The sequence below is a fragment of the Streptomyces misionensis genome, from assembly GCF_007896895.1.
Lineage (GTDB): Bacteria > Actinomycetota > Actinomycetes > Streptomycetales > Streptomycetaceae > Streptomyces > Streptomyces misionensis_A.
Map to the genome: position 1 here is coordinate 1 of NZ_VOGW01000196.1, position 4074 is coordinate 4074.

Below are 4074 nucleotides of genomic sequence, written 5' to 3' on the forward strand. Positions count from 1 at the left end.
CGCGCGGCGGCGCGGCCTGGAAGGCCGCGGCGAGCATCCGCACGGCGTCGTCGGCCAGTTGGAAGCCGAACGCCCACAGCCGTCGGCGCACCAGCTCGATGGCCTGCTCCACGGTGTACGGGTCGAGCCGCAGGTACTCGGCGAACTCCCCGGCCACGTCCGCCCGTTCACCGATCAGCGCGCGCAGCTCAGTGGGCGAGCCGCACAGCGCGAGCACCGAGTCGCACGGCGTGCCGGCCAGCCGGGCCAGCCCGTCGAGCACCGCCGCGCGCTCGGCGGCCGAACGCCGGCCGAGGGCGTCGTCGAGGTGCAGCACCAGCAGACCGCCCTCGGCCTCCTCCAGTGCGGCCGCCAGCCGGTGGGCGGGCTGCTTCGGGAAGCGCGCCGGGAGCGCGGACAGCCGTACCTCGTGCACGGTGCCCGCGGTCAGCAGCCCGGCCTCCGTCAGACACCGCCCGTAGGCCCGGGCCAGTGCCCGCCGGCCGCTGCCCAGCGGCCCCTCCAGCACGATGTTGGCCTGCGCCGACACCGGTGCGCCGGGCTGCCGCCCGGCCCCGGCCAGCGCCTCCACCCGGGTGCGCAGCGCGGTCCGGGCCGCGTCGAGCCCGGTCATCGCCGCGAGCCTGCGCAACCCGGCGGAGGAGGGGGCCGTGCCGGACGGCGACGTGGCCGTGGGCGCCGTACCGGTGGGTGCCGGGGGCGGTTCGGGTGCGGTGCCCGGGGCGCCGTGCGCCGCGGCCGACGTGTCCGCGGTGCCACCCGGCACGGTGATGACGTCCGCGCTGGTGAGCCGGGACAACTCGGCGTCGTCGCCCGGCGGTTCGGCGGCCAGCCGGGAGGCCTGCCTGCTGATCATCTCCTCGAAGACCTGGCGGGCGACACGGCCGTTGCCGAAGGTGGCGCCCTTGGGCACGTCCTGGAAGTAGCGGTCCAGCGCCTCCAGCGCGGAGTCCGACAGCTCGTAGTAGTGCTTGCCGCACAGGCCCCGCACGATGGTGACCAGTTCCTCGGCGCTGTAGTTGGGGAACTCCACCGTGCGGGCGAACCGGGAGGCCATGCCGGGGTTGGAGGCGAGGAACTGCTCCATCTGCGCGGAGTACCCGGCCACGATCACCACGACCTCGTCGCGGTGGTCCTCCATCAGCTTCATCAGCGTGTCGACGGCCTCCTGCCCGAAGTCGGGCCCGGTGCCGCGCGACTGGGCGGTGAGGGTGTACGCCTCGTCGATGAACAGGACGCCGCCCAGCGCCTTGTTGAAGACCTCCGTGGTCTTGATGGCCGTACCGCCGATGATCTGCGCGACCAGGTCGGCGCGGGCCACCTCCACGATATGGCCCTGGCTGAGGATGCCCAGCTCGGCGAGGACCGCGCCGTAGAGCCGGGCCACCGTCGTCTTGCCGGTGCCGGGTGGCCCCGCGAAGACCAGGTGCCGGCTCATGGGCGGCATCGGCAGGCCCATCTCCTGGCGGCGCTGGGCCATCTTGTTCAGGTTGATCAGCCCGGTGACCTCGCGCTTCACGCTCTCCAGACCGACCAGCGCCTCCAGTTCCGCGAGCGGGCCGGTGCCGGTGTGCGCGGCCTGCGGCGCCCCCGGGCCCCCGTCCACCGGGCCGGCCCCGTCCGCGCCGCCCGCGCTGTCTACCGCCCGGCCGGCCGGGTCGGTGCCGGTGTCCACGCGCTCCACCGAGACCTGGCCCGACTTCAGCTGCCGGACCGGCAGACCGCCGTTGTCGCGGACCTCGCAGTCGTGCACCCGCACCGGCTCGTCGGTGTTGCAGCGCACCCCGTCGCCGCCGTTGTCGAAGACGGTGCAGTTGGTCAGCTCGGCCCGCGAGGACGCCTGCACGTTCACGCCGTGGCCGCGCGCGCCGTTGACCCGGCAGCCGACGGCGGTGACGGCACCGCCCGCGCTGACCCGGATGCCGTCGCCGTCCGCGCCCGTGAACTCGCTGTCGCGGGCGGTCAGTTCGGACTCCGCCCCGACGACCGTCGAACAGCCGGAGAAGGCCGAGTCGGTCACCTCCGCGCGGGCGCCCGAGGCGAGCGCGAGGCCCGTGCCGCCGCCCGAGCGCAGCCGCAGCGCCGACAGCGTCGCCGAGGCACCGTCCGCCAGCTCCAACCCCGACGCGCCGCCGACGGACAACTCCGCCTCGCGGACCGTCAGCCGGGCCTTGGCCCCGGTGGCCCGCAGCGCGGTGCCGCCACCGCCCTCGGTCGTCAGCCGCTCCAGCACCACCTCACCGTCCGCCGCCTGCACGGCCGTCGTGGCCGCGCCCTCGACGGTCAGCCCCGCGCACTCGGCGCGCCCGCCCGCCTCCACCAGCAGACCGGTCGGGGTGCCGGTGATCCGGCAGTCCTCCAGCCGGGGCCGCCCGCCCGGCGCGACATGGACGCCCTCGCGCTGCGCCCCGGCGACCACGCACGAGCGCAGCACCGGAGCGCTGCCCTCGCCGACCCGCACCGCCTGGCCGCCGGAACCGGTGAACGAGCAGCGGGTGAGGACGACCTCGGCGGCACTGGTCAGATACGCGTCCAGCGCCGCGCTGCCGCTCACCTCCACACCGGTCAGCGTGGCCCGCGCGTGCTGCTCCACGGCGAGCGCGGGCTTGCCGCTGCCGCTGATCCGGGTGGCCTCCACCACCGCCGTCGCCTGGCCGTTGACACAGACACCGTTGCCGCGGGCCCGGTCCAGGCGGCAGTCGCGCAGCGTCAGCCGGCCGTGCTCGGCCACCACGACCGCCGACGAGCCGACCTCCTCGATGTGAGAGCGCTCCACGGCGTTGCCCCCACCGGAGGTGACCACGATGCCGGCGCCCTGGGCGTTGGTGACCCGGCAGTCGCGCAGCGCGACCACACCGTCCTGCCAGGCCAGTACGGCCGCCCACGCCTCGCCGGAGATCCGGCAGCCGTCCAGCGCGGCCTGCCCCCGCCGCACGTCCAGCACGGGGGCCTCGCGGTCGGTGCCGGTCAGCTGGAGGCCGGTGAGCTGCACGGCCTCCGCGTCCAGCACCACGGTGCTGCCCGAGGCCGACGCGATCTCCACGGTGCCGCCCGCGCCCTCGGCGGCCAGGGTCACCGGGCGGTTCAGGTACAGCGTCTCGTCGTAACGGCCGGGGGCGACGGTGATGAGCGCGCCGTCGGTGGCGTCCGCCAGGGCGTCCGCGATGGTCCGGTACGCTCCGGGGCGGTCCGGGGACACCAGTAGCACGGGCCGGGTCACAGTTTCGCTCCCTCGTCAGGCGCACTCAGGTCGCCGCCGTTGCCGCGGGGGCGCTGCCGCGGCGCGTTGCCGATGAGGCCCGGGGGCGTCCCGAAGCGCTCCTTCGCCCGGGCGTCGCCCCGCCGGTCCTGCTCCGCCGCGTCATCGGCACGCAGCGCGCTCGCCGCACGGTCGAGACCGTCCAGGGCGATCTCGTCCAACGGCACCCGCTGGACGTCCACCTTGCCGTCGGAGGCGATCTCCGAGGGCGACAACTCCCGCAGCAGCACCGGTTCCTCGCCGTCCGAGGGGCGCAGCACCTTGAAGGTGGTGCCGGGCAGGAACACCACCCGGTCCGGCTCGGCGGGGTCGATCAGATTGGTGCGGCGGGCGGTGATCGACCAGATGAGGAAGTCGGTGCCGCCCGGCGGGCCCGGGTGCGGCGCGCTGTACGCCGTGCAGAACGACCACTCGGACACCAGCCGGCCCTCGCGGAACCAGGCGCGCTCGGCCGCCGACGCACGGGTCCGCAGCAGGGCCGCGCCCCGGTAGGAGGGCAGCCTGCGCAGCCCGGACGCCACACACCGGGCCAGCGGCACGTGCGGGCCCACCGCGGCGGTCCGTACGGCCTCGTTGACCTGCGTGTGGTCACCGGACAGGAAGAGCCGGACGGCCACCAGGTCGGTGAGTGCGTCACCCGCCTCCCCGCGTGCGCCGCCGCGCAGCCCCGGCGACTCGGACATCACTCGCGAGACCGTGCCCGCGACGGCGTTGTACTGCGTGTTCAACGTCCGCCGCACCCAGTCCCGTTCCTTCTCGATGCCGCGCTCAGGCGGCACCGCACAGGCGGACGCCTTGGGCACGGGCTGCACCCG

1 protein-coding gene and 1 pseudogene are annotated in these 4074 nt (G+C 75.4%); both read right to left on the reverse strand.

What is annotated here, in order from left to right; genetic code table 11:
• Nucleotides 1-3220, reverse strand: a 3220-nt coding sequence (locus tag FRZ03_RS35845) for a right-handed parallel beta-helix repeat-containing protein (RefSeq protein ID WP_146469244.1), incomplete at its 3' end; no start/stop codon positions are given.
• Nucleotides 3217-4074 (reverse strand): annotated as a pseudogene (locus FRZ03_RS35850) (hypothetical protein); the annotation flags it as partial. The gene FRZ03_RS35845 and the pseudogene FRZ03_RS35850, both read right to left, overlap by 4 nt.